The sequence below is a fragment of the Paenibacillus sp. J22P277 genome, from assembly GCF_059383675.1.
Genome location: NZ_JBXENS010000004.1, coordinates 744,070 through 762,637, shown reverse-complemented (window position 1 = coordinate 762,637; position 18,568 = coordinate 744,070). Strand labels below are relative to the sequence as shown.

General features: G+C 56.0%; 18 protein-coding genes. 13 read left to right on the top strand and 5 right to left on the bottom strand.

Annotation, left to right across the window (positions count from 1 at the left end; translation table 11 throughout):
* Nucleotides 1-14: 14 nt before the first annotated feature.
* Together AC50YL_RS16730 and AC50YL_RS16725 are read left to right on the top strand one after the other, a co-directional pair.
* Entirely contained in the window at nucleotides 15-941 is a 927-nt protein-coding gene (locus tag AC50YL_RS16730) for an ABC transporter ATP-binding protein (protein WP_494833329.1), read from the top strand.
* Complete coding sequence (locus AC50YL_RS16725) at nucleotides 934-1,674, top strand: ABC transporter permease (RefSeq protein ID WP_494833328.1); 741 nt, start codon at nucleotides 934-936, stop codon at nucleotides 1,672-1,674. The genes AC50YL_RS16730 and AC50YL_RS16725 overlap by 8 nt, the downstream gene beginning before the upstream one ends.
* Nucleotides 1,675-1,918: 244 nt before the next feature.
* Here the strand turns inward: AC50YL_RS16725 and AC50YL_RS16720 are convergent, their stop codons facing one another.
* A complete protein-coding gene (locus AC50YL_RS16720) occupies nucleotides 1,919-2,785 on the bottom strand; it encodes an AraC family transcriptional regulator (protein WP_494833327.1) in 867 nt (288 codons plus the stop codon).
* A 168-nt stretch (nucleotides 2,786-2,953) separates the two neighbouring features.
* On the opposite strand from AC50YL_RS16720, the gene AC50YL_RS16715 reads away from it, so the two are divergent.
* The 4 genes from AC50YL_RS16715 to AC50YL_RS16700 all read left to right on the top strand — a co-directional run bounded on the left by AC50YL_RS16715 (nucleotide 2,954) and on the right by AC50YL_RS16700 (nucleotide 8,510).
* Entirely contained in the window at nucleotides 2,954-4,519 is a 1,566-nt protein-coding gene (locus AC50YL_RS16715) for a HEAT repeat domain-containing protein (RefSeq protein WP_494833326.1), read from the top strand.
* Nucleotides 4,520-4,787: 268 nt separating this feature from the next.
* Entirely contained in the window at nucleotides 4,788-5,969 is a 1,182-nt protein-coding gene (locus AC50YL_RS16710) for a SulP family inorganic anion transporter (RefSeq protein ID WP_494833325.1), read from the top strand.
* A 9-nt stretch (nucleotides 5,970-5,978) separates the two neighbouring features.
* Nucleotides 5,979-6,884 (top strand): AraC family transcriptional regulator, encoded by a 906-nt coding sequence (locus tag AC50YL_RS16705; RefSeq protein WP_494833324.1) that lies wholly within the window; start codon nucleotides 5,979-5,981, stop codon nucleotides 6,882-6,884.
* Between the two features lie 117 nt (nucleotides 6,885-7,001).
* Nucleotides 7,002-8,510 carry an alpha-glucosidase/alpha-galactosidase gene (locus AC50YL_RS16700; RefSeq protein WP_494833323.1) on the top strand — a complete coding sequence of 503 codons (1,509 nt, stop codon included), beginning with the start codon at nucleotides 7,002-7,004 and terminating at the stop codon, nucleotides 8,508-8,510.
* A gap of 88 nt (nucleotides 8,511-8,598) precedes the next feature.
* On the opposite strand, the gene AC50YL_RS16695 is transcribed toward AC50YL_RS16700, so the two are convergent.
* From AC50YL_RS16695 to AC50YL_RS16680, 4 genes are all read right to left on the bottom strand, one after another.
* Nucleotides 8,599-9,375, bottom strand: a complete 777-nt coding sequence (locus AC50YL_RS16695; protein ID WP_494833322.1) for a pirin family protein — start codon at nucleotides 9,373-9,375, stop codon at nucleotides 8,599-8,601.
* 175 nt (nucleotides 9,376-9,550) lie between these two features.
* A complete protein-coding gene (locus tag AC50YL_RS16690; RefSeq protein WP_494833321.1) occupies nucleotides 9,551-9,967 on the bottom strand; it encodes a DoxX family protein in 417 nt (138 codons plus the stop codon).
* 44 nt (nucleotides 9,968-10,011) lie between these two features.
* Nucleotides 10,012-10,482, bottom strand: a complete 471-nt coding sequence (locus AC50YL_RS16685) for a MarR family winged helix-turn-helix transcriptional regulator (RefSeq protein WP_494833320.1) — start codon at nucleotides 10,480-10,482, stop codon at nucleotides 10,012-10,014.
* 440 nt (nucleotides 10,483-10,922) lie between these two features.
* On the bottom strand, nucleotides 10,923-11,654 hold the full coding sequence (locus AC50YL_RS16680; protein WP_494833319.1) for a hypothetical protein: 732 nt from the start codon (nucleotides 11,652-11,654) through the stop codon (nucleotides 10,923-10,925).
* 349 nt (nucleotides 11,655-12,003) lie between these two features.
* Here AC50YL_RS16680 and coxB point away from each other — a divergent pair, with 349 nt between their 5' ends.
* The 7 genes from coxB to AC50YL_RS16645 all read left to right on the top strand — a co-directional run bounded on the left by coxB (nucleotide 12,004) and on the right by AC50YL_RS16645 (nucleotide 18,564).
* Nucleotides 12,004-13,044 carry a cytochrome c oxidase subunit II gene (gene coxB, locus AC50YL_RS16675; RefSeq protein ID WP_494833318.1) on the top strand — a complete coding sequence of 347 codons (1,041 nt, stop codon included), beginning with the start codon at nucleotides 12,004-12,006 and terminating at the stop codon, nucleotides 13,042-13,044.
* Between the two features lie 29 nt (nucleotides 13,045-13,073).
* Entirely contained in the window at nucleotides 13,074-14,966 is a 1,893-nt protein-coding gene (gene ctaD / locus AC50YL_RS16670) for a cytochrome c oxidase subunit I (protein WP_494833317.1), read from the top strand.
* The gene (locus tag AC50YL_RS16665) at nucleotides 14,963-15,583 is read left to right on the top strand and encodes a cytochrome c oxidase subunit 3 (protein ID WP_494833316.1); all 621 of its coding nucleotides are present in this window, start codon (nucleotides 14,963-14,965) and stop codon (nucleotides 15,581-15,583) included. The genes ctaD and AC50YL_RS16665 overlap by 4 nt, the downstream gene beginning before the upstream one ends.
* 3 nt (nucleotides 15,584-15,586) lie before the next feature.
* Nucleotides 15,587-15,904, top strand: coding sequence for a cytochrome C oxidase subunit IV family protein (locus tag AC50YL_RS16660; protein WP_161742698.1), 318 nt, complete (start codon nucleotides 15,587-15,589; stop codon nucleotides 15,902-15,904).
* An 85-nt stretch (nucleotides 15,905-15,989) separates the two neighbouring features.
* Complete coding sequence (gene ctaG, locus AC50YL_RS16655) at nucleotides 15,990-16,892, top strand: cytochrome c oxidase assembly factor CtaG (RefSeq protein WP_494833315.1); 903 nt, start codon at nucleotides 15,990-15,992, stop codon at nucleotides 16,890-16,892.
* Between the two features lie 43 nt (nucleotides 16,893-16,935).
* Entirely contained in the window at nucleotides 16,936-17,403 is a 468-nt protein-coding gene (locus AC50YL_RS16650) for a DUF420 domain-containing protein (RefSeq protein ID WP_494833314.1), read from the top strand.
* Between the two features lie 123 nt (nucleotides 17,404-17,526).
* Nucleotides 17,527-18,564 (top strand): aldose 1-epimerase family protein, encoded by a 1,038-nt coding sequence (locus tag AC50YL_RS16645; RefSeq protein ID WP_494833313.1) that lies wholly within the window; start codon nucleotides 17,527-17,529, stop codon nucleotides 18,562-18,564.
* Nucleotides 18,565-18,568: the final 4 nt, after the last annotated feature.

The window sequence follows — 18,568 nt, the reverse complement described above, 5'->3', positions numbered from 1 at the left end:
AGCGTTAGGCGAATATGGCACAACCGGTATTGCAAGTGCAAGGCTTATGCAAGCATTACAAGGGCGTCAAGGCGGTCGACGGCGTCGACATGCAGCTGAACCAAGGCGATATCTACGGTTTCCTGGGACAGAACGGCGCCGGCAAGACGACGACGATCCGGATGATGATGGGACTTATCCGGCCGTCCTCGGGTACGGTCAAGCTGTTCGGGGAACCCGTCGGCGAGGGCAGCAACGCGGTGCTGCGCAAAGTCGGCTCGGTTATCGAATACCCCGGCTTTTATCCCAACCTGACGGCGATCGAGAATCTGAATCTGCATCGCCGTCTCATGGGCATCAAGGATAAAAATTCGATGGAGGAGGCGCTGCGCACGACCGGATTGTGGGACGCGCGGAACCGCAAGGCTTCCAACTTCTCGCTCGGCATGAAGCAGCGGCTCGGCATCGCGCGGGCGATCCTGCACGGACCCGAGCTGCTCATTCTCGACGAACCGACGAACGGACTCGATCCCATGGGGATCAAGGAGATCCGGCTGCTCATTCAAGACCTGGCGCAGAAGCGGAAGATCACCATTCTCGTCTCCAGCCATATCCTGAGCGAGGTGGAGCAGCTGGCGACGAAGGTGGGCATTATCCACCGCGGGGTCATGCTCGAGGAGTCGACGATGACGGCGCTGAAGCACAAGAATCGCCAGTACATCGGCCTCCAGGTCGACGATTTCTCCAAATCGCAGGATCTGCTGCGGGATGAACTCGGCATTCGGGATGTCCGGATGGAGGACGACGGCTGGCTCCGCGTCTATGACGACGGCCAGCAGCCCGGCGAGATGAACCGGCTGCTCGTCCGCGAGGGCATCGAGGTCAGCAGCCTGGTCGCGATGAAGGATTCGCTGGAAGATTACTTTGTACGCTTAGTGGAAGGAGGCGGCGCGCGTGGGTGATTTGATTGCATGCGAATGGATGAAGTGGAAGCGGTCGCGGATGCTGTGGCTGATGCTGCTCGGCGCCGTGCTGCCGGCGCTGCTCGTGTTTCTGGTCGAGTTGAACGGCGCGAGCGACAGCAAGCCGCTCGATTGGGTTAATTATTTCGAGACCAACCTGCAGATCATGGCAATGCTCATGTGTCCGGCCTTATTCTCGCTCTTGATCGGTTATTTGTTCGCGCGCGAGTTCCAAGAGCGAACGGTCAACAACATGCTGACGGGTCCGCATTCGCGGCTCAAGGTGCTGACGGCCAAATTCATCATCGCGTTCCCGGTGCTGCTGGCGGTGATGCTGCTGACCTTCCTGCTTATTCTGGGGACGGGCTTCTTCTTCCACGGCGCCGGAGAAGCGCTGACGATGTCGATCTTGGGGAAAGAAGCCGGCAAATACGGTCTGCTCTTGCTGCTGCAGTATGCGCTCACGCCGATCTCGGCGGCGGTCGCGCTGCTCTGGCGGAGCTATATCCCGGCCATGGGTCTCGGCATCTTCGCCGTCATCTCGGAGCTGACGATCATGCAGTCCAAGTACATCATGTATTATCCGTGGAGCGCGACGCTGAATCTGGCGACGAATATGTCGCCGGGGCATAATTCCGCGTCGATCGGGTATACGACGATGGCGATCGCTTTCGTCGTGCCGCTCGTCTTCATCGCCGCCTATTTCCGCCGGGCGGACGTGCACAGCGGGTAGCGGCTTGCGAAGCCGCCGTCGAGGCGGCCATAGGAGCGGCCGGGGTTTCTGACCCCGGCCGCTTTTTGGCATGGCGGCGTTGATGCTTGCCAGTCGGAGCCTGTCGTCTCGGCCAGAAGCTTGGTTTGCTGTTTTAGCCTGCCGACCGTGAACCTGCCGTCTCAGCTAGCTGTCTTAACTCGCTGTTCGTGCGCCTGTGACCTCATCAGCCAGCTGTATTGAGTTTCCGTCTTAACCTGCCGCTTCAGCTTTCCGACCGGAAGGACTGCGGCGATTTGCCCGTATATTGCCGGAACAGCCGCGAGAAATAATGAACGGAGCTGATATGGTATTTCTCGGCGATCTGCAGGATGCTGAGATTCGAGGAACGCAGGTCGTCCTTGGCCCGGTTGACGAGAAACTGGTTCATGTAGCGGATCGGCGTCGCGCCGGTCGTCCGTTTGAACAACTCGAAGAAGTAGCCGCGGCTTAAGCCGAGCAGCTCCGCGTAGTCTTCCGGCTGCACGCGGCGGCCGTTCAGCAGATCCTCCTCGATCTGCGCGAGCAGCTTCGTGATTCGGGGGTCCGGGATCTGATGCTCCTGCAGCGAGACGTTCAGGAAGTGCTCGATGAATGGGAGAAAATGGCTCTGCGCCGCCATGCTGCGGATAAACGTCCGCTCCGTCGTATGCGCGTTCGAGGTGTAGCAGCGTTGAAGCAGCTCGACCCAGCTGCGGAGCGAGGCGCCGACGTCCGCGATCTCCGGAATCGGATAGGGAAATGCTTCTCCGAGCAGTTCGCGCTGCAGCAGGGCCGCATCGTATGCGATGGGACCGGCAACGTCGGGGAAGACCGCGGAGCGGTCGACGAACTGCCAGTCGAAGTAGCAGCATACATGCGTCAAGGGGGCATCGGTGCTCGATATCCAATCATGGCATTGGCCGGCTTCGATATAGACCATCATGCCGGGGCGCGCGTCATGCTCGCGTCCGCGCAAGCGGAGAACGCCGCTTCCTTCCGTCACGAAGTAGATCGAGGCGGAATAACAGTGCCGGGACAGGCTGGTCTGCCCCGGCGAGAACGCGTATCTCGTCGCGTAGTAGACATAGGGATGGAATGAGGCGAAATTCATGGCAAGTCCAGCCCTTCCTTGGCTTGAATGAGCATAGCAGGTCATGCAAGTCCATAAACGGACCTGACGATCGTGCAACTAGCTGACTGTGTGCTAAATACAAATGGCACCTCGCTCGATTACATTTACTATAGCACATCTATTCGCCAACCGAAGGGGCTGTATACCATGAAAAACGAACTCAATCTGCTCTCCGACCAGCAGATGGCCGACTTTATCGTCAACGGATGCCTGGTTTTGCAAAATGAGCTGCCGAAGGAGCTTCACCAGGGCGTCATGCGCCAAATCGACTACGCGCTGCAAAACGAAGGCAATCCCGGCAACAACATATTGCCGCGCGTGCCGGACATTGGGAAGTTCTTCGACACGCCGGTCGCGAAGGGTGCGCTGACCAGCGTCCTTGGACCTGACTATTATATGCACCCGCACCGCCATATGCATTATAATCAGCCGGGCAATCAAGCGCCGGGCGGCGGACAATGGCACAAGGACGGGTACTGGTCGGCGATGCGCAGCCACCGTCCGTGGTGGGTCATGATGTTTTATTACACGCAGGACATCACGGAGGACATGGGGCCGACCGCCATCATGCCGGGCTCGCAGTACAGCGAGAAGCTCCCGGGGCGGGAGGCGGTGCTGCCGACGGGCAAAGCGGGCACGATCGCACTGGTCCATTTCGACCTGTGGCATAAAGCATCGCTCAACACCTCCGGTCTCGACCGTTACATGCTCAAATTCCAATTCGTCCGCCTGCGGGAGCCGGTCTCGCCGAGCTGGAACCATGCGGACGGCGAGCCGGTCTTTCCGGTCGACGCGCCGGACGGACATCGGGTCTTGTGGCAGGATACGTGGAATTGGCTGAGAGGGGATCGCGAAGCAAAACCGGCTGCCGCTCGTGATGCCGAACTTAGCGAAACGGAATCGTTGGATGCGGAGCTGTCCGCGGCGGATCCGGTCGTTCGCGCTCGCGCGGCGGACCGGCTTGGATGGATCGGCGATGCCGCGGCGGGCAGCGCCGCCAAGCTTGCCGCGCTCGTATCGGACACGGTAGAGGATGTCGGATTGAACGCGGCCTACGCGCTCGGCCGCATAGGCGCTTCCGGGACGGAAGCGCTGCTCGGCCTGATGAAGCGGGGCTGGAAGCAGGCGGCGCAGCGCGCGGCCTACGGGATTCAAGCCGCCGGCGCGTCGGCCGTGCCCGGTCTCGTCGAAGCGCTCCGGCAAGCGGAGGAGAACGGCAGGGGACTCGCGGCTTTCGCGCTCGGCATGAACGGAGCCGGGGCTTCGCCGGCCGTGCCTGCGCTCATCGAAGCGCTCGTCGACGAAAGCGAATGGGTCCGCCGCAATGCGGCCGAAGCGCTTGGCATGATCGGCGAACGCGCGGACGAGACGGTTCCGGCCTTGGTTCGTTTGCTGCAGGAATCGGTCGAGCGGGAGTCCGAAACCGGCGCTAGCGACGGCAATTCGAACCTGTACGTAGCGAATCAGGCGTATATCACGAACAAGCTGGGCTACACGGCGGCGCTCTCGCTGCTTCGCATCGGCAAGCTCGGCGAACCGGAACTCGTCGTCTCCGGATTGCGGGCCGGTCTGGCGAGCAAGGACCGCTATACGCGCGCCTATTCGTTCGAAGCTTTGACGGCGCTCCGCACGGAAGAAGCGATCGGCGTCCTGATCCAGCATTACCGGACTGCCCGCTGGTGCCCGGATACGCACCCGGCGAGCACGTTCTAAATCGAGTAAGCTTGGATTATTGTCTTTCTTCTATATATAGAAGCAACCCGTCAGGTCCGGGTCAAAAGCGCTCCCTTCGATACGTTCGTTTATTCGTCCGAACCTGGGATAACCGTAATCCTCCCGTCGCCTTAAGCGCCATAATCCTGCGTCTTTCTGCCAAAAATGAACGTTGACCTGCTCCTTCGAGGGGGTTATGCTAACCGTTAGAGCAAGCTTTGCGTTCCATGAAAAGCACGCGGATAAACTTACGGTTAGAGGTGACGGTTTGAACGGTTCTTGGCGTAATCAATGGACGACGGACGTGAAATTGAACGTATTGGCAGGCATTACGGCAACGCTCGCTTTAATACCGGATTCGCTGGCATTTTCGTTTATGGCGGGCGTTCCGCCGACGGTCGGCATTTATGCTTCGATTTGCATTTTGCTGGTCATTACGTTTCTGGGCGGCCGACCGGGGATGATCTCCGCCGCCGCGGGCTCCATGGCGGTCCTGATGCTCACGCTCGTGAAGGAGCACGGCATCGCGTACTTGTTCGCGGCGACGGTGCTGACGGGTATCATTCAATATTTGATGGGCGTATTCAAGCTCGGCAAGCTGGTGAATTACGTGCCGCAGCCGGTATTGACGGGCTTCGTCAACGCGCTGGCTATTCTGATCTTCATGTCTCAGCTGCGGTATTTCGAGCATGCCTCGTGGACGATGTACGCGCTCGGCGCGGCGGCGCTTGCGATTATCTATATCCTGCCGCGCTTTTTCAAGGCCGTGCCATCGCCGCTTGCGGCCGTCGTGCTGCTGACGTTCGTCGTTTGGGCGTTCGGCATTCACGACGTCAGCCGGATCGGCGATATCGCGGCGATCGACGTATCGCTGCCATCGTTCCTGCTGCCGGACGTTCCGTTTTCATGGGAAACGCTGCTTATTATTTTGCCGTATTCGTTATCGCTCGCGGTCGTGGGCTTCACCGAGACGATGCTGACGCAAAATCTGCTGGACGGGACGACCGGGGAGAAGACGGACAAAAATCGCGAAATGCGCGGACAGGGCATCGCGAATTTCGTCGCGGGCTTCTTCGGCGGCATGGCCGGCTGCGCGCTCGTGGCGGAATCGGTGCTCAACGTGAAGATGGGCGGGCGCAACCGGTTGTCTACGCTTGTCGCCGCGCTGTTCCTGCTGCTGCTCGTCGTCGCGTTGGGCGATCTGCTGTCGCTCGTTCCAATGGCTGCGCTCGTCGGCATCATGCTCATGGTATGCGCCGCGATATTCGATTGGAAATCGATTTTCAAGGTGCGGGAGGTGCCCGTCAGCGAGACCGTCGTCATGGTCATTACGGTCGCGGCGGTCGTCGTGACGCACGACCTCGCGATCGGCGTGATCGCGGGCGTGATCGTGAGCGGCATTTTCGTGCTGCTGCAGCGCAGAGCGCGGGGCCGGGCTATGGAAGGGTAGGGGACGCCAATGCAGGCAGGAGGCATCTACGACGGAAAATGGCGGGAGAGCGGGGAATATCGGCCGAAAATCGTCGCTTACTATTACAAGCAGTGGGATGATTTTCATATGGGCTTCCATACGCATGATTGGACGGAATTCATGTACGTCATGTCCGGGACTTGCACGGTCGAGACGCATGACGGCGCCATGGCGCTGCGCAAGGGTGATCTGATCATGTTGGATGCCGGTATTCCCCATAAGCTGATCGTCGAGAAGGCAAGCCCGTGCCGGATGCTGAACGTCGAGTTCACGTTCAAGCCTTGCGGCGGCATTTACCCGTCCGTCAAGCAGCTGTCGGACAACGACGCGGAATTCGCGGCTTTTCTCGAGCGCGGGTTGGGCACCGTCGTGCTGCGGGATTCGGCGGACGTGCAGCATATTTTGAAGAGCCTCGTGCTCGAGCTGGATATCGGCCGATTGGGCGCAAGCAGGGAAAACATGACGAATTTGCTCATCTCCCAACTGCTCGTCCGCGTCGCGCGATTGGCGGCCGAAGAAGCGAAGGACGGCGCGGAGCGCCAAATTCACCGCTATGTGCAAATCGCGGCCGAATACATCCATCAGCACTACGACTGCGATATTCACGCCAAAGACGTCGCGGCAGCGGTCAATCTGCACCCGGTATACCTGCAGCGCATCTTCAAGGCGAACATGAGCGTCTCCATCACGGAATACTTGACGGAGCTGCGCGTGGAGAAGGCCAAGATGCTGCTTGCCCGGACCGATGTGCCGATCATCGAGGTCGCCGACTATATCGGACTGAACAGCCGCCAATATTTCAGCATGCTGTTCAAGAAAATGACCGGCATGTCGCCCGCCGCCTACCGGAAATCGAAGGCGTCCATCCAGTCGTTTTCCAGTGTTCAAGTTTAAATAGTTGACATTCCGCGATTAAACCGGTTGCAAATGTGGAAACGCCTTCTTTATTCGCCTGCTACAATGGGGGTAGTGAGATTCATGAACCCGAATGGCGAATAGGAGGCTTTTTTCATGTCCTTTAAAGTGGCTTTTGTCGGTGCGGGCAGCATCGGATTTACGCGCGGGTTGATGCGGGATCTGCTGGCGGTGCCGGAGTTCAAGAACATTCAAGTTGCATTTACAGACATTAACGAACATAACCTCGATATGGTCACGCAGCTGGTTCAGCGGGACGTCAACGAGAACGGCCTGTCGATCGAGATTCAATCGACGACCGACCGGCGCGCGGCGCTGAAGGATGCGCGTTACGTCTTCTGTGTCGTGCGGATCGGCGGGCTGGAAGCCTTCCAGCATGACGTGGACATCCCGCTCAAATACGGCGTCGACCAATGCGTCGGCGATACGCTCTGCGCAGGCGGCATCATGTACGGTCAACGCGGGATCGCGGCGATGCTCGAGATCTGCAAAGACATCCGCGAAGTCGCCGAGCCTAATGCGCTGCTGCTCAACTACGCGAATCCGATGGCGATGCTGACTTGGGCCTGCAACAAGTACGGCGGCGTCCGCACGATCGGCCTTTGCCACGGCGTGCAAGGCGGTCATCATCAAATCGCGCGCGCGCTCGGGCTGTCGAAGAAGGATGTCGATATCATCTGCGCGGGCATCAACCACCAGACCTGGTACATCTCCGTCAAGACCGACGGCGTCGACAGAACGGGCGATCTGCTCGAGGCGTTCGAGAACGTTCCGGATTTCGTGCAAACGGAGAAGGTCCGCATCGACATGATGCGCCGATTCGGCTACTATTCCACGGAATCGAACGGCCACCTGAGCGAATACGTGCCGTGGTATCGCAAACGCGCCGGCGAGATCAAGGACTGGATCGATCTGGGCTCCTGGATCAACGGCGAGACCGGCGGCTACTTGCGCGTCTGCACCGAAGGCCGCAATTGGTTCGAGACCGATTTCCCGAATTGGATGAAAGCCGATCCGGTGAAATATACCGCCGAGAACCGCGGCGAAGAGCACGGCTCTTATATTATCGAAGGCCTGGAGACGGGACGCGTCTATCGCGGACATTTCAATGTCGTCAATAATGGGGTCATCACGAACCTGCCGGACGACGCGATTATCGAAGCGCCCGGTTACGTAGACCGCAACGGCATCAATATGCCGGTTGTCGGCGACCTGCCGCTCGGTTGCGCCGCCGTGTGCAACGTCAGCATTTCGGTGCAGCGCCTGGCCGTCGAGGCCGCCGTTCAGGGCGACGATAAACTGCTGCGCCAAGCGATGATGATGGATCCGCTCGTCGGCGCGGTGTGCAATCCGAAAGAAATTTGGCAGATGGTCGACGAGATGCTGGTCGCGCAGGCGCAGTGGCTGCCGCAGTACGGCGCCTCGATCGAAGCGGCGAAGGAACGTCTGGCCGCGGGCAACCTCGTGCCGACCCGCAACGATTATCGCGGCGCGGCACGCCTCAAGACGAAGTCGATCGAAGAACTGATGCAGGACCGCGAAGCGGCGACCCGCAACGCGAACGAGTCGGATAAAGCGAAGGAACGTCCGGCTGCGGCACATTAATCAACGCAAAAGCTCCGCAAGTCCGTTTGATCGCCAACCGGACTTGCAGAGCTTTTATTAGCAACGGAAATCGCATTATCGTTCGCGATTATCGTTTTGGGTACAGCTCATAATCGACCGACGTCGGCACGTCGATCAGGATGAGGCGAAGCGGTGCGTCTTCCGCCGCGGTAATGACGGCCTCGTCGGTTCTATCGGCTCGCACGAGGACGAAGTCTTTGTGTTTGACGGCCGTTTGGTTGTCGGGCTGGTCGGCATAGGACCATGTGCCGCCGCCGCGAATAGCAAGCGCGGTCAGCGAGCGGCCGTCCGACACGGGATGCCGGTAGACCGCGCCGGGCGCGACCTCGACGTCCCACATCCGGGCATCGGCGACGATGCTGATCGGCGAGCCGTAACCCATGATGGTTTTCTGCCAATAGCCTTCGCCCTCCAGGACCGGGAACTCTTCGTGCTCGTACTGGTTGTAGGTCGGCGCCGTTTTGACCGCTTCTTGCATGAACGGCTCGAACCAGATTTGGAAGCCTTCCATGTCCGGCCCAACGAAGCGTTCCTCGTGGCTCACGCCGGAGCCCGTCTGCATCAGTTGCACGCCGCCCGGGCCGATGGAGCTCTTCGTGCCGAGCGTATCGCCATGCTCGGCTTTTCCCGATACAACGTACGTCATGATTTCGAACGCGTTGTGGGGATGAAGCGGAATATAGCCGCCAGTCGCGGCATGCGCCCATGCCCAGTAAAACAAAGTGCTGACCCGTTTCACGACGGACCCTTCGCCGGAGAAGCCGATCGGTTTTTGTTCCGTGATTTTCCCGCCGTCAAAGGCGCCTTTGCCTTGTAAAGTAGGACCGTATACGAGCGTTTGCATGATGAATGCCTCCTTTAAGTACGTTTATGAATCTTTTTTGCTGGAAGCGAATCGGGCGAATGCTGCATTCCCCCTACATCCGTCGGCGAACGCAACCCAATCGCCAAGGTCTATGCTCCGAAGCGGGCGAATGCTGCATTCCCCGACTTCCGTCGGCGAACGCAAACCAATCGCCTTAACCTACCGCGTAGTCGCCTGGCCCCGCCAGCGCCAATCCGACCGTGATTGCGATGAGGATGATATTGTACTCCACGCCGTTTTGCCGGACCCAATAGCCGTGACGCCAGTGGACGGCGGCGATGGCGCCGAGCATGGTGAGCACGACGAAGACCGCTGCGACCACAAGCCAGAGGCCAAGCGCGAATAGCAAGCCGCCGGCCAGTTCGGCTGTCCCGGCCAACAGCGCGATGAGGATGCCGGGCTTCAACCCGATGGAACTCATCCATCCGCCGGTGCTCTTCAAGCCGTATCCGCCAAACCAGCCGAACAGCTTCTGGGTTCCGTGTCCCGCTAACGTCAATCCGACGGCCAACCGTATGATTAATAGACCAAGCGCGATGCCGATTGAAATCTCCTCCGATGGGAAGAACATCCCATTATGTTTGTTGCCGTCTTACCGCCGTCTGCGTTCCGCCGCTAAGTAAAACTGTTTTGCGCAGCGATCCCCAACTTTTTCAGCAATTCGATCGCCTGCGCCTGCTCATCCGGCGTAAGGCCATGAACGGCCTTCGAGATCGCCTCGGTATGGGGCGGGAATGCCGCTTCGATGAAGCTTTTGCCATCGTCCGTGATCTCGGCGAACGTGACTCTTCGATCGGACGGGCATGCCTTGCGTTTGGCCAATCCTTTGTCCGCAAGCTTATCGATGACGTACGTGATGTTTCCGCTCGTCATCAAGATTTTCTCGCCGATCTGCTGCAGCGGCTGTTCGCCTTTATGATACAGCAACTCCAGGACGGCGAATTCCGTAGGATTGAGCCCGCGCTTGCGAATATCCTGATGGACATGCGCGGTCACCCATTGGTGCGCGCGGGAAAGGGTGATAAACAGCCGAAGTTCATTGTCCGACTGGGAGATCGTCATTTCCGTCACCTCGATAAATGTCATTTTCTCAATATTCATTATCTTTATTTAAAGATAAATTATTGCAGCGAAAATGTCAAGTGAATACCATTAAAGAAGGCATAATTCAGTCGCGGCATGGCGCACGCACCGGCCTAATCTTTTCAAGCTAGTTGGTTGAAACCTTACCAAAAGCGTTTATTATACGGTTGAAACGAACGATCGACGGACAAGCCAGGGTTAAGACATGATCTTGAACGTATAATAATGAAGAAACGGTTCGATTCTTCCATAATGAAGCCGGAGCCATCGCATCCATTCACGCCATGAATATGTATAAGCGGAGGAAGGAAAAAGCAGCGAGAACGCATATTGGCAGTCCAAGGGAATTTATTTTTTCTCTTCATTATATATAAGTATTGCTTAAAAGCACGACGAAAGGCCGGAGCGCCTCTTCGGACACCCCAGCCTGAAGCCGCGCTTCGTTATTTTCGCGTTGCGGCACGCCCCTGTTGGACGTCGAGAGGAGCCGGTACTTCGTTGCCTCCCGCGAACTGATGCTTCACGAGCGTATTGAAGGAGGCCAGCCAAGGCGTGAGCGAACGGCCGGCCCAAGCTTCCTGGGCATACTGAATCAAGTGGTTATTGAATTCTTTGTTCGCGGAAATATGCACTTCCTGAACGGCCGGCGCCAGTTTGCGGACATGAACGGCGATCGTTTGCTTCAATTCGCCCGACAGCTGATTGTGGTCATTGACCGTGAAGTAGGAGTTGTACGGCGTTGCGATTCGTTGATTATTCCAATAAGGACTGCCGGTATCGTTGTTGTAGACGCCTTCGGTCGAACCTGTATTATCTTGTTCGCGAATGCCGCGACCGCCGGATTTATGCGTTCCGGTCGCAGTCCAGTCCGTCGTGATGCCGATGTAGGCGTTCTTGTCGGTCAGCATGACGATCGCGCCGGCAACGCCGTTGATATTCGAAACGTCGTTCGAGAGCAGGGAGCTGTACTCGAACCATGCGTTGTCATGTTGACCGGGCAACCCGCTCATGGTGCCATACATGCGGCTGCCCAGCATTTTCGGATCGCCTTTGTTCTTGCTGCCGTAATCGTAAGTGCTGTTTTGGACGTAACGCTGATAGTTGCAGCCGTTTATTACGAATAGGCTGAGCGTTATCGCGGTTACCAGAGTGAGGAAACGTGCATGCTTTGTCATAAGGTCGCTCCTTTCGTCAGCTTATCATTAGAATGGGCGACGGGAGATCAAATATGCATGATGATCCGATACATAAAGAACCATGGTTTTTGCACACAATGAAGGATAGACATGGAGCTTCACAGGTTATAAATGGCAAGCAAAAAAACGCCGAAAAGCGTTGATTTTACTGGTATGAGAACATTTTGTGAACATCCCTGGGAACATTGACAAAAAGCACCTGCAACTTTATATTTATTTAAGTGATTAGATTGCGGAAGTTGTCTAAACATCTAGGAATTGCAAGCAGCAGAGCCGCTTTTTGCACTGTCTACGGCTGCTGTCAAAACGTAAAAAGTGGGGTTGATTGATGATGAATCGGTGGCACGTTCTAAAACGGCTATTGCCGCTTCTCGCCGGAATGGTGTTGCTGCTGTCAGCTTGCGGACGAGCTGACTTGTCGACGCTGAGACCGCAAGGACCGGTAGCCGAAGAACAGTTCGGACTAATGAAACTTACGATCACGATCATGGTTATCGTCATTCTGATCGTATTTGTAATCGCTGGCTACGTTATTATTCGCTTTCGCCGCCGCCCGGGCGACAAGACGATCCCGGTTCAAGTGGAAGGCAATCACAAGCTTGAAATTATTTGGACGGTCATTCCGATTATTCTACTGATCATTATCGGTATTCCGACCGTAAACACCGTATTCGGTCTTGCCAAAGACCACACGAAAGATCCGAATGCGCTTCAGGTCAAAGTAACGGCTCACCAATATTGGTGGGAATTCGAATATCCGAATCTGGGCGTCAAGACGGCGCAAGAGCTGCTGGTGCCTAACGATGTGGTTATTTCCGTGGAAGCCAAAACCGCGGACGTGCTTCACTCCTTCTGGGTTCCGTCCCTCTTCGGTAAAATCGATACGAATCCGGGCGGAAACGTTAACACGATGTTTTTCGAAGCGCCGAAAACCGGCGTTTACCTCGGTAAGTGCGCCGAGCTTTGCGGACCTTCCCATTCCTTGATGGATTTTAAAGTAAAAGTAGTGGACCGTGCATCGTTCGACCGCTGGGTTGCGGCGATGAAAAATCCGGTAGCGCCTCCGCAAGATCAAGAAGTCGCGGATTTGCTGAATAAACAATGTCTGTCCTGCCATGCGATCGGCAGCAACGGCGCGGCATTCCCGAACCTGATGGGTATCGGCAGCCGTCAAACGGTTGCGGGCATCTTGGTGAACACGGATCAACCTAAGTACGACAACGAAGGTTCGGTCGAGCATAACTTGGAAAAATGGATCGCCGATCCGCAAGCCGTTAAACCGGGCACGCTGATGCCGAAGGTCGACTTGACCCAAGATCAAGTCAAAGCCATCGCGGAGTACTTGGCTGGACTGAAACTAGACTACTAAACAATCACGGAATGAAGGAGGTACCTACTTTGGCTCACGCACATACGGTTAAGCGGTACAGCGGTCTTATGGACTGGCTTACGACCGTCGACCATAAAAAGATCGGCATTCTGTATCTGATCGCGGGCGGTTTTTTCTTCCTCGTAGGGGGATTGGAAGCGCTCCTGATCCGGATTCAATTATGGAAGCCGCTTAACGACTTCGTCGCAGCGCATACTTATAACGAATTGCTCACGATGCATGGCACGACGATGATCTTCCTGGCAGCGATGCCGATCATTTTCGCTTTGATGAATGCGATCGTGCCGCTGCAAATCGGCGCGCGCGACGTCGCCTTTCCTTTCGTTAACGCGATCGGATTCTGGACATTCTTCGCGGGCGGCGTTCTTCTGAATGTCAGCTGGTTCGCCGGCGGTGCGCCGGATGCAGGCTGGACGTCATATGCACCGCTCGCCACGAATACTTTCAGCGGCGGACACGGCGTCGATTATTACGTTATCGGTCTTCAAATCGCCGGTATCGGTACGTTGGTCGGCGGCATCAACTTCTTGGCCACCATCATCAACATGCGCGCGCCGGGCATGAGCTTCATGCGCATGCCGATGTTCACTTGGACGGCGTTTATCACTTCCGCTTTGATCCTGTTCGCTTTCCCGGCACTGACGGTAGGTCTGGTGGCGTTGATGTTCGACAGGCTCTTCGGAGGCAACTTCTTTGAACCGACCAACGGCGGTAACGCCGTGCTATGGGAGCATATCTTCTGGATTTTCGGACATCCTGAGGTATATATCCTTATCTTGCCGGCATTCGGCGTCATCTCCGAGGTCATTAGTACCTTTTCGCGAAAACGGCTGTTCGGTTACAGCTCGATGGTATTCGCAACCGTGCTGATCGGCTTCCTAGGCTTCATGGTATGGGCGCATCACATGTTTACGACGGGTCTTGGACCGGTAGCGAACGCATTGTTCTCCATCGCGACCATGCTGATTGCCGTACCGACCGGGATTAAGATTTTCAACTGGCTGTTCACGATGTGGGGCGGTTCCATCAAGTTCACGACGGCGAATCTGTTCGCCATCGGCTTCGTCCCGACATTCGTCATGGGCGGCGTAACGGGCGTCATGCTCGCAGCCGCGCCTGCCGACTTCCAGTATCATGATTCGTACTTCGTCGTTGCCCACTTCCATTATGTTATCGTGGGCGGCTTGATTCTCGGCTTGTTCTCCGGTCTATACTACTGGTGGCCGAAAATGTTCGGACGGGTGCTGCACGAAGGTCTTGGCAAGCTCTGCTTCTGGACATTCTTCATCGGCTTCCATCTGACGTTCTTCGTACAGCATTTCCTCGGTTTGATGGGGATGCCTCGCCGCGTATGGACGTACCTGGACGGCCAAGGCTTCAATAATCTCAATATGATCAGTACGGTCGGCGCGTTCTTGATGGGCGTCGGCACAATCGTTTTCCTGCTCAACGTCGTCATTACGGCATTCAAACCAAGTAATGCAGCCAATGACCCATGGGAAGACGGACGGACGCTGGAATGGTCGATTCCTTCGCCGGCTCCGGAATACAACTTTGCGCAAACGCCGCTTGTTCGCGGTTACGACGCATTCTGGAAAGAAAAAATGGAAGGCAAGAAGGAAATGCTGCCTGCCGAACCGCTTGGTTCGATTCACATGCCTTCGCCTTCGATCCTGCCATTGATTATGGCCGTCGGGCTGTTCATCGCAGGTCTCGGATTCATGTATGGAAAAGGCGACTACGGTGACGGGTTCAAAGCCTTCATGTTCAACAACCACATCGTAGCCATCATCGGATTGGCAATTACGCTTGCCTGCATGTTCCTGCGTTCGGTGATCGACGATCATGGCTTCCATATTGAACCGGATGAAATTACGGGGGATAAGGGGGTAAAAGCATGAGCGCACACTCGCACGTAGACGGTAAGCTTCCGCACGAGCCGGAGAAAGCAACACTCGAGGGCCGTAATAAGGTTCTAGGTTTCTGGTTGTTCCTTGGCGCCGAAACCGTATTGTTCGGTACGCTGTTCTCCGCATTCTTGGCACTTCGCCATCAAGTCGGAGACGGCAATCCGTCATCGCAAGAATTGTTTGAGCTTTCAACGACCGCTTGGGCGACGTTTATCCTCTTGACGTCTTCCTTGACCAGCGTATTCGCGATTCAGGCGATGCATACGAATAAAGTGAAGTCGATGATCATCTGGCTGGTCGTCACGGTACTGCTTGGACTTGGGTTCTTGGCGCTCGAAGTAGTCGAGTTCGCGACCTACGTCGACGAGGGACATAAGTTCTCGACAAGCGCGTTCAGTTCGTCCTTTTACACGCTGGTCGGATTCCACGGCGCGCACGTATTGTTCGGGGTTCTCTGGATCAGCATCTTGATCGCTCAAATCTTGAAAAAAGGTTTGACCGTCGTCACAGCTCCTAAGATATATGTGGCCGGTATTTACTGGCACTTTATCGACGTCGTGTGGGTATTCATCTTCACCGTCGTGTACTTGATGGGAAAGGTGGGCTAAAGAATGTCAGCTGAACATTCCGCAGTCGAAGAGCGTGAGAAACACCATAAACACGAAGGTCCCAAAAAACATATCATTGCGTTCATTTTTTCCATCCTTCTGACAATCATCGCGTTCGCGATGGTTGCGGCAGGCGAAATCAACACTACGTTCATCTACATCTTCTTGGTTCTTATGGCAGCCATTCAGGTCTTCGTACAAATGGGCTTCTGGATGCACATGAAAGATCGCGGACATGCGTTCCCGATCATCGGTATTTTGATGGGCGTGTTCGTCGTATTCACGATTGTCATCATGGCCGAATATTGGGCTTGGTGGTAGTACGGTTTTAAATTGAAGAGAGGGAGGTCCTAGCTGGCCCCCTCTTTTGTTGTAAGTGAGTATCACCTTGGAAAGGGGTACCAACATGCTCGGATTGCAATACTTCAGCTTTGAAGAGTTGTGGAGCCCATGGTTTTTCTTCTTTATGACAGCGCTAGTCATCCTTTATTTCTATTTAGCTGGACCTTGGAAGGAAAAGCATGCGCCTCAGGATGCGAAGGTCACCGTCTTGCAGAAGACGTTGTTCGTATCGGGAATGGTGCTGTATTATATGGCGCAAGGCGGGCCGTTTGAGCTGCTCGGACATTTGATGTTTACGTTTCATATGGTCAACATGTCGTTATCGTACTTGATCGCGCCTCCGCTGCTGCTTCTCGGCATACCCGCCTTTATGTGGCGGCGTTTCTTTCGTGCTTCTTTCTGGTCGAAGCTGAGTTGGGCGATGCACCCGATCTTTACGCTTGTCCTGTTCAACATGCTGTTCTCGATCTATCATGTGCCGGTCGTGCATGATTATGTCATGACGCATTTCACCGTGCACCGACTCTACTATTTGGTATTGCTTGTCACTTCGTTTATGATGTGGTGGCAGATCGCGTGTCCGGTACCCGAGTGGAACCGGCTTACGGATCTTCGCAAGATGGCTTATATTTTCGCGAACGGAATGCTGCTTACCCCGGCATGCGCGCTGATCATATTCTCGACCAGTTCCATGTACGCGACGTACAGCGATCCCGAGGTATGGGCAAAAGCGATGGGTTACTGCGTCTCCGGCGATCCGGGCGCGCTGCTCGCCAAATTCACGGGACCGACGTTCTTCAATCTGATGTCGCCTGCCGAGGATCAGCAGCTTGGCGGCATCGTCATGAAACTGGTGCAAGAGTTGATGTACGGCTGCATCCTAGCCTATGTCTTTTTCCAATGGTATAAGCGAGAGCACGGAGATGCGACGGATGAAGAGATTCCGGATAACGGTGCTTTCAATTAAGCAAATAAGCAAATTTCCTGCATAGAAACGGACGGGATGAATCTTGTCAAAGTATGATATTTTTCCGACGATCAGCACCTCTTTCATCGTCATCAGCGCGATATTGGTTGCGATAGGCTGGAACCTGGCAATTAAGAGAAGGCTCGAAGCGCATAAGAAGGTCATGATTGCCGGCGCAATCGCCGCGCTTCTGTTCTTCATTATCTATGTTTCCCGAACGATCTTCGTCGGCAATACCGACTGGGGCGGTTCGGATGAAATGAAACCGTATTACCTGACGTTTCTTTTCTTCCATATCGTGCTCGCGACCGTAGGCGCGATATTCGGAATCACGACGTTGACGCTTGGTTTTCGCGAGAAGTTCGCGAAGCACCGGAAATGGGGACGGGTCACGTCGATGATTTGGTTCTTTACGGCCATCACCGGCGTTATCGTGTACGTGCTGCTCTATCTGATGTATCCCGGCGGCCATACGAAGCCGGTGCTCGACGTATTGTTCGGCAACGGATAAGCGGACCAATCGAATAGCGTTTGTCTTAAGCGGTAAATCTCCTTGTGAGGTTTACCGCTTTTTTGTACAATGATTGTTAGTTAAGAACATTCTATGTTTGTTTTAAACAGGGGGTGATGTGCGATGCTATTGCACGGTCGACGATTTACGAGAAGGGAAATCGAGGCGCGCGTCGGACGGATCGAGCAGATCGGCGGGATCCGGAGGAAGTCGCTGACGGAAGGCAATGAATCCGGGGCATCGATCATTGCGGTACGGACGGGGGCCGGGCTTGCCTATGAAGTGACGCCCGACAAAGGCATGGACATCGCGATGGCGTCGTTCGCGGGTTCGTCATTGGCATGGCAGTCGGCCAACGGCGACGTGCATCCGTCCTATTATGACGACAGGGAAAAGGATTGGCTGCGTACGGCTTCCGGCGGTTTGCTCATGAGCTGCGGCTTGATCAGCGCAGGCTTGCCGAGTACGGTAGGAGGCGTAACCTATGGACAGCATGGACGCGCGCATCATACGCCGGCCAGGCAAGTCAGCGCGGAGAGCGTTTGGATCGGCGACGAGCTGGAGCTTTGCGTGCGCGGGGTCATCGAAGAGACGTCGATGTTCGGCGGGCATTTGCGGCTGCGGCGCGAGATTCGGAGCAGATTCGGGGAAAACGCGATTAAGATTCGGGACGTAGCGGAAAATGCGGGGTTCAAGGCATGTCCGCATATGATGCTGTATCATTTTAATTTCGGCTACCCGCTGATGTCCGAGGAGACAAGGATCATGTTCCCCAGCACGCGGATTACTCCGGTTAAACCGGACGTTCCGCTGGATGGCTGCGACCGATGGGAAGCGCCGTCCCCCGATAACGAGGAGCGTGTCTATTATCATGAGCTGCCGAAGACGCCGAACGGAAGAGCGGCGGTGACGATCCATCAGCCAAACTTCCCGCTCGCTGCCGGAATAACGGCTCCCGTAACCGTAAAACTGGATTGGAAAACCGATACGCTGCCCCGAATGGTGCAGTGGAGAATGCCCGGCGCGGGCGTGCATGCGCTCGGCATCGAACCGGCGAACTGCGGCGTGGAAGGCATGGCGGTCGAACAAGAAAGGGGCACGCTGCGGATGCTGGAACCGGGCGAGTCCGTCGAATACGAATTAAAGCTGTCGATCGATTGAAGAT

Excerpts from the sequence above, each read along its gene's own strand:
- AC50YL_RS16720 (WP_494833327.1), bottom strand. The coding sequence starts at position 2,785 with ATGAATTTCGCCTCATTCCATCCCTATGTCTACTACGCGACGAGATAC.
- AC50YL_RS16690 (WP_494833321.1), bottom strand. The coding sequence starts at position 9,967 with ATGTTCTTCCCATCGGAGGAGATTTCAATCGGCATCGCGCTTGGTCTA.
- AC50YL_RS16730 (WP_494833329.1), top strand. The coding sequence starts at position 15 with ATGGCACAACCGGTATTGCAAGTGCAAGGCTTATGCAAGCATTACAAG.
- AC50YL_RS16645 (WP_494833313.1), top strand. The coding sequence starts at position 17,527 with ATGCTATTGCACGGTCGACGATTTACGAGAAGGGAAATCGAGGCGCGC.
- AC50YL_RS16715 (WP_494833326.1), top strand. The coding sequence starts at position 2,954 with ATGAAAAACGAACTCAATCTGCTCTCCGACCAGCAGATGGCCGACTTT.
- AC50YL_RS16695 (WP_494833322.1), bottom strand. The coding sequence starts at position 9,375 with ATGCAAACGCTCGTATACGGTCCTACTTTACAAGGCAAAGGCGCCTTT.
- AC50YL_RS16660 (WP_161742698.1), top strand. The coding sequence starts at position 15,587 with ATGTCAGCTGAACATTCCGCAGTCGAAGAGCGTGAGAAACACCATAAA.
- coxB (WP_494833318.1), top strand. The coding sequence starts at position 12,004 with ATGATGAATCGGTGGCACGTTCTAAAACGGCTATTGCCGCTTCTCGCC.
- AC50YL_RS16705 (WP_494833324.1), top strand. The coding sequence starts at position 5,979 with ATGCAGGCAGGAGGCATCTACGACGGAAAATGGCGGGAGAGCGGGGAA.
- AC50YL_RS16685 (WP_494833320.1), bottom strand. The coding sequence starts at position 10,482 with ATGACATTTATCGAGGTGACGGAAATGACGATCTCCCAGTCGGACAAT.
- AC50YL_RS16680 (WP_494833319.1), bottom strand. The coding sequence starts at position 11,654 with ATGACAAAGCATGCACGTTTCCTCACTCTGGTAACCGCGATAACGCTC.
- AC50YL_RS16665 (WP_494833316.1), top strand. The coding sequence starts at position 14,963 with ATGAGCGCACACTCGCACGTAGACGGTAAGCTTCCGCACGAGCCGGAG.
- AC50YL_RS16700 (WP_494833323.1), top strand. The coding sequence starts at position 7,002 with ATGTCCTTTAAAGTGGCTTTTGTCGGTGCGGGCAGCATCGGATTTACG.
- ctaG (WP_494833315.1), top strand. The coding sequence starts at position 15,990 with ATGCTCGGATTGCAATACTTCAGCTTTGAAGAGTTGTGGAGCCCATGG.